Annotated in this window: 6 protein-coding genes; 4 read left to right on the top strand and 2 right to left on the bottom strand. The window is 72.9% G+C overall.

Features of this window, described 5'->3' with window-relative positions:
• Positions 1–420: 420 nt before the first annotated feature.
• Positions 421–1,497, top strand: a complete 1,077-nt coding sequence (locus tag PROKR_RS16435; protein WP_245605853.1) for a serine protein kinase RIO — start codon at positions 421–423, stop codon at positions 1,495–1,497.
• Between the two features lie 59 nt (positions 1,498–1,556).
• Here PROKR_RS16435 and PROKR_RS16430 read toward each other — a convergent pair whose 3' ends face one another.
• On the bottom strand, positions 1,557–2,024 hold the full coding sequence (locus PROKR_RS16430; protein WP_036964769.1) for an Lrp/AsnC family transcriptional regulator: 468 nt from the start codon (positions 2,022–2,024) through the stop codon (positions 1,557–1,559).
• 59 nt (positions 2,025–2,083) lie between these two features.
• Here PROKR_RS16430 and PROKR_RS16425 point away from each other — a divergent pair, with 59 nt between their 5' ends.
• Both PROKR_RS16425 and PROKR_RS16420 read left to right on the top strand, forming a co-directional pair.
• Entirely contained in the window at positions 2,084–3,211 is a 1,128-nt protein-coding gene (locus PROKR_RS16425; RefSeq protein ID WP_036964768.1) for a trans-sulfuration enzyme family protein, read from the top strand.
• A 63-nt stretch (positions 3,212–3,274) separates the two neighbouring features.
• Entirely contained in the window at positions 3,275–3,670 is a 396-nt protein-coding gene (locus PROKR_RS16420; protein WP_051433065.1) for a hypothetical protein, read from the top strand.
• 13 nt (positions 3,671–3,683) lie between these two features.
• Here PROKR_RS16420 and PROKR_RS16415 read toward each other — a convergent pair whose 3' ends face one another.
• Positions 3,684–4,292, bottom strand: a complete 609-nt coding sequence (locus PROKR_RS16415) for a GNAT family N-acetyltransferase (RefSeq protein ID WP_051433060.1) — start codon at positions 4,290–4,292, stop codon at positions 3,684–3,686.
• Positions 4,293–4,513: 221 nt separating this feature from the next.
• On the opposite strand from PROKR_RS16415, the gene PROKR_RS16410 reads away from it, so the two are divergent.
• The coding region (locus PROKR_RS16410) for an SRPBCC family protein (protein WP_036964766.1) at positions 4,514–5,080 on the top strand (567 nt) is incomplete at its 3' end.

The raw sequence follows: 5,080 nt of genomic DNA, 5'->3' as shown, positions 1-5,080 counted from the left end.
CCCCGCGGCAGACGGCCAGTCCGCCCCGGCGGCAGCCAGCCCGGTCCGCCCCGGCGGCAGACGGCCGGTCCGCCCCGGCGGCAACCAGCCCTGTCCCCGGCAGCAACCAGCTCCGTGCCCGGCGACAACCAGCCCCGGCCGCCCCGGCGACCACCGGCCTCGAAAAAACAGGTGCGACCCGCACCGGCCGGGTGCAATGCTCCTCGCACGGTCATCGGGCCACCCCTCGAGGCGCTCGCTGACCGGCCAAGCCAGCAGGACAGATCAGCTCCGGCACGTGCGTTCGAGCACGGTGCGGACAGGAAGGAGGCAGTGATGGACGACGTCGTTCGCGCAGCTGCCTCCGCGGCAGCAGACGCCACTGTCACCAGGAGCACCCGGGACTGATCCGGTGATGCTCCAGCATCAAGGAGCACCCACTTGCCCCGTTTTCCCGAATCACCTTCCGCCGCCCTCATCCACGCAGCAGGCAAGGGCAGCATGTCGTCCGGCGACCGGTCGGCCGCCGCAGAACGCCGGTCCACCCAGCGCGTGCGCGTCAGCCGCGAGGACCTGGAGGGCTACTACCCCACCTCCGCCGACGACGCCGGCCCCGGGCACGGCGCCGACGTCGTCCAGCACGACCTGACCGACCCCACCCAGCCAGACCCCACCCAGCCCGGCCCCGGGCAGCGCTGGTCCACCTGGCGCTCAGTCGCCAAGGGGCAGCGCGGACCCGAGCCGCTGCCGGACTGGGTGGTCACCCGGGACGCCGCGATCGACACCGAGCTCGGCATCCTCAAGACCGGGAAGGAGGCCGACGCGTTCCTCATCGAGCGCGCCGTCCCGGCCGGCGCGGAGTCCACACCCGACCTGACCCTCGACCAGGCGGCCACGCGCTGCCTGCTCGTGGCCAAGCGGTACCGCAGCCTGGAGCACGGGCAGTTCCACCGCGGCTCGGAGTACACCGAGGGCCGCACCGTGCGGCGCACCCGCGACCAGCGCGCCATGGAGGACCGCAAGTCCGCCTGGGGTCGCGCGGTGTCGGCCACCCAGTGGGCGGACGCCGAGTTCATCGCCCTGCGCACGGCTTGGGAGGCGGGCGCGCCCGTGCCCTACCCCGTCCAGATCGACGGTACCGAGGTGCTCATGGAGTTCGTGGGCACCGAGGAGACCGACGACCTGGGCCGCACCCAGCCGATCGCCGCGCCGCGCCTGACCAGGGTGCGGCCGTCGGACGACCTGCTGGAGTCCTACTGGGAGCAGCTGACGTACGGCATGTCGGTGCTGGCCCGGCTGGGCTTCGCGCACGGCGACCTGTCGCCGTACAACATCCTGGCCGACGGCGAGCGGCTGGTCATCATCGACCTGCCGCAGGTCGTGGACCTGGCCGCCAACCCGTTCTCCAGCGACGTGCTGCTGCGCGACTGCCGCACCGTGTGCGACTGGTTCACCGCCCGCGGGCTCGACGTCGACGCGGACGCCCTGTTCGCCGACCTGCTCGCGCAGGCCTTCTGAACCCCACGCCCGTGTCAGACGTCCAGGTCACCAGAGGGAGCTGGACGTCTGACACGGGGTCAGGCCGGGGTGACCGGGCCGCAGGTCCAGGACGAGAACACCAGGTCGGTCTGCACCCGCCCCACCTCGCCGCGGGCGGTGAGGTCGAGCACGAGCCGCTGCAGCTCGTCGGTGTCGGCGCAGGCCACGTTGATCAGGAAGTCGTCCGGCCCCGACACGTGGTGCACCGCCCGGGTCTGCGGCAGCCGGCGCACCCACTCGACGAACGGCCCCAGCAGGGGCCGCGAGTGCATGGTCAGCCGCACCATCAGCATGGCCTGCAGCCCTCGCCCGACGGCGGCCGGGTCGATCGCCGCGTGGTACCCGCGGATCACGCCGGCGTTCTGCAGCCGCTGGACGCGCGCCAGGCAGGTCGACGGCGCGACTCCGACCCGCTGCGCGAGCGTCTTGTTGGAGAGGCGTCCGTCGTTCTGGAGTTCGAGCAGCAGCGCCCGGTCCACCGAATCCAGGAGCACGTTCTGGGTCATGGGCCGAATATCTAGCACGTCGCGGCGCCGTCCGACAGGACGAATGCCGATAGTCACCCATGAGCTTGCATTCCTGGACCACGCGCGCCGTCCACGCCGGCAAGGACGACCTCGCCGCCCTCGGGCTCCATGCCCCGCCGATCGACCTGTCCACCACCTACCCGTCGCACGACGTCGTCGGCGAGGCCACGCGCCTGGACGAGTTCGCCGAGGGGCACGACGATGGCGGCACGCCGGTATACGGGCGCGTCGCCAACCCGACGGTGCGCCGGTTCGAGAACGCCCTGGCCGAGCTCGAAGGGGCCGAGGCGGCCGTCGCGTTCTCGACCGGCATGGCCGCGCTGTCCGCTTGTCTGCTGGCCCAGGTCGCGGCGGGCCGCCCGCACGTCGTCGGCGTCCGGCCGCTGTACGGCACCACGGACCACCTGCTCGACTCAGGGCTGCTCGGCACGTCGGTGACGTGGGCCTCTCCCGAGGACGCGGCGTCGGCCATCACGGGCAGGACCGGGCTCGTGGTGGTCGAGACCCCGGCCAACCCCACGCTGGACGAGGTGGACCTGCGCGCGCTGACCGACGCGTGCGCCCCCGTTCCGGTGCTGGTGGACAGCACGTTCGCCACGCCGGTGCTGCAGCACCCGCTGGAGCAGGGGGCCGCGATGGTGCTGCACAGCGCCACGAAGTACCTGGGCGGGCACGGCGACGTGATGGGCGGCGTGGTCGCCTGTGGCGAGGACATGGCCCGGTCGCTGCGACAGATCCGGTTCGTCACGGGCGCGATGCTGCACCCCATGGCGGGGTACGAGCTGCTGCGCGGCCTGTCGACGCTCGCGGTGCGGGTGCACGGGGCCTCGGCCACGGCGGCGGAGCTGGCGCGCCGGCTCGCCGACCATCCGGGGGTCACGCGGGTGCACTACCCGAGCATCGGCGGGGCCATGGTGTCGTTCGAGACGTCGGCCGACCCGGTGGCCCTGGTGTCCGCCGTGCGGCTGATCACCCCGGCGGTGAGCCTGGGCAGCGTGGACAGCCTGATCCAGCACCCCGCCTCGCTGACCCACCGGATCATGGACGAGGTGTCCCGCAAGGAGGCGGGCATCTCACCAGACCTGGTGCGCCTGTCGGTGGGCCTGGAGGACGTCGAGGACCTCTGGGGCGACCTGGACCAGGCCCTGGCCCACGCCGCCCGCTGAGCCCCTGCCCCGGAGCCGCTCCACGAGGTGGTGGAGCGGTCGGCGTCCGCCTACCGTGAGGGCATGACGAGCACCCCGTACGACCACGAAGACCTCCTCGCGTTCCTCGTCGGCTACGGCGTCGCGCTCGGGTCGGGCGACCTGGACGCCCTCGCGGACGGGCTCGCCTACCCGTCGGTGGTCGTAGCGGCGGAGCGCTCCGTCATGCTGCCCGACGCCGAGGCTGCGCGGGCGGAGCTCGGCGGCATGCTCGCGGGCTACCGGGAGCGGGGGCTGGTCGCCGCCGTGCCGGAGATCAAGGCCGTCGAGCAGGTGGGCGACGCGCTGCTGTGGGTCGACGTGCGGTGGAGCTTCAAGGACGAGAACGCCTCGGAGGCGACGGCGGACCGGATGCGCTACCTGCTGCGCCGCGGCCGGGACACGTTCGAGCTGTGCGTGGTCGTGCCGGTCGAGGAGTAGGCGCCCCGGCCCGTCATCGGATCGGGGCGAACTCCCGCCGCATGTGCCAGCGGGTCAGCCGGCCGCTCGTCGAGTCCGTCGGTCCCAGCCGGTCGAAGCCGGCGCGCTCGAACATGCCGACCGTGCCGACGAACGCTGCGCTCACCGGGACGCGTCGGCCGGGTTCCGGCTCCACGGGGAAGGCGTCGAGCGCCGTCGCGCCGTGGGCCTCCGCGTAGTCGACGCCGGCATCGAGCAGGGCCTGGGCGACGCCCCGCCGGCGGAAGCCCGCGCGCACCGTCACGCACATGAACACCCAGGTGGTGGGCCAGGCGTCGGGCTCCCCCACCGGCAGCACGCGGGAGCGCTGCAGCGAGCGGGCGGCCGAGCGGCGGGAGAAGCCGAGCCAGCCGGCGACCTCACCGTCGTCGAGATACGCGAGCATCCCCGGCGTCGGGTCCTCCCGCGTCAGCGCGCGTAGCCGGTCCCCGCGCGTCGTGACGTCCTCCTTGGCCGGCGCGCGCCAGTGCATGCACCAGCACGCCTGCTCGCGCCCGGACGGGTTGAGGACGCGCGCGATGTCGTCGAACCGGTCGGCGGTGGCCGGCACCACCGCGACCTGAGCCTCCGGTCTCTGGGCCATGTTCGGAACCTACTCCTCGTCACCGACACTCGTGGCGCGATGCGCTTGGCACACTTTTTTCACGGCCGTCGACCATGCACCTGCTGCCAGTCCCGGCGCCCGGCCGGCAGCAGGTGCATGGTCGTTGCCGCCCGGACCGATCGAGCCCGGACACGACCTCCCTTGCGCTCGCAGCGCTCATGTGTCATAAATAAGTGACGACTTATACAAGGAGACAGATCATGACCAGCACGAGCACCATCGACCCGGTCGCGACCGCCGGCCTCATGACCCGCGAGGTCCGCGACGGCAGCCGGGACGGCACCCCGACCAAGATCGCGGTCGCGCGCCGGACGTACGACGCCGACCAGGACGACCTGTGGAACGCGCTGACCTCCGCCGAGCGCCTCCCCCGCTGGTTCCTGCCCGTCAGCGGCGACCTCACCGTGGGCGGCCGCTACCAGTTCGAGGGCCAGGCGGGCGGCCTCGTCGAACGCTGCGACGCACCGGAGAGCTTCGCCGTCACCTGGGAGTTCGGCGGCCAGGTCTCCTGGGTGCGGGTCTCCCTCAGCCCGGCCGACGGCGGCACCACGCTGGAGCTCGTGCACGAGGCCGTCGTCGACCCCGACTTCTGGACCCGGTACGGGCCTGGTGCCGTCGGCGTGGGCTGGGACCTCGGCCTGGTCGGGCTCGGCCTGCACCTGGCCACGGGCTCCGCCAACGACGCCACCGAGTTCGAGTCGTGGACCCTCTCCCCCGTCGGCGTCGAGTTCGTGAAGCTCGCGAGCACGGACTGGGCCGACGCCGCC

This window comes from Promicromonospora kroppenstedtii DSM 19349, from assembly GCF_000515355.1.
Taxonomy (GTDB): domain Bacteria; phylum Actinomycetota; class Actinomycetes; order Actinomycetales; family Cellulomonadaceae; genus Promicromonospora; species Promicromonospora kroppenstedtii.
This window is presented reverse-complemented; position numbering and strand designations above follow the sequence as displayed.

Bases quoted from the DNA above. Each gene is read 5' to 3' on its own strand.
- PROKR_RS16430 (WP_036964769.1), bottom strand. From the start codon at position 2,024: ATGACCCAGAACGTGCTCCTGGATTCGGTGGACCGGGCGCTGCTGCTC.
- PROKR_RS16425 (WP_036964768.1), top strand. From the start codon at position 2,084: ATGAGCTTGCATTCCTGGACCACGCGCGCCGTCCACGCCGGCAAGGAC.
- PROKR_RS16420 (WP_051433065.1), top strand. From the start codon at position 3,275: ATGACGAGCACCCCGTACGACCACGAAGACCTCCTCGCGTTCCTCGTC.
- PROKR_RS16415 (WP_051433060.1), bottom strand. From the start codon at position 4,292: ATGGCCCAGAGACCGGAGGCTCAGGTCGCGGTGGTGCCGGCCACCGCC.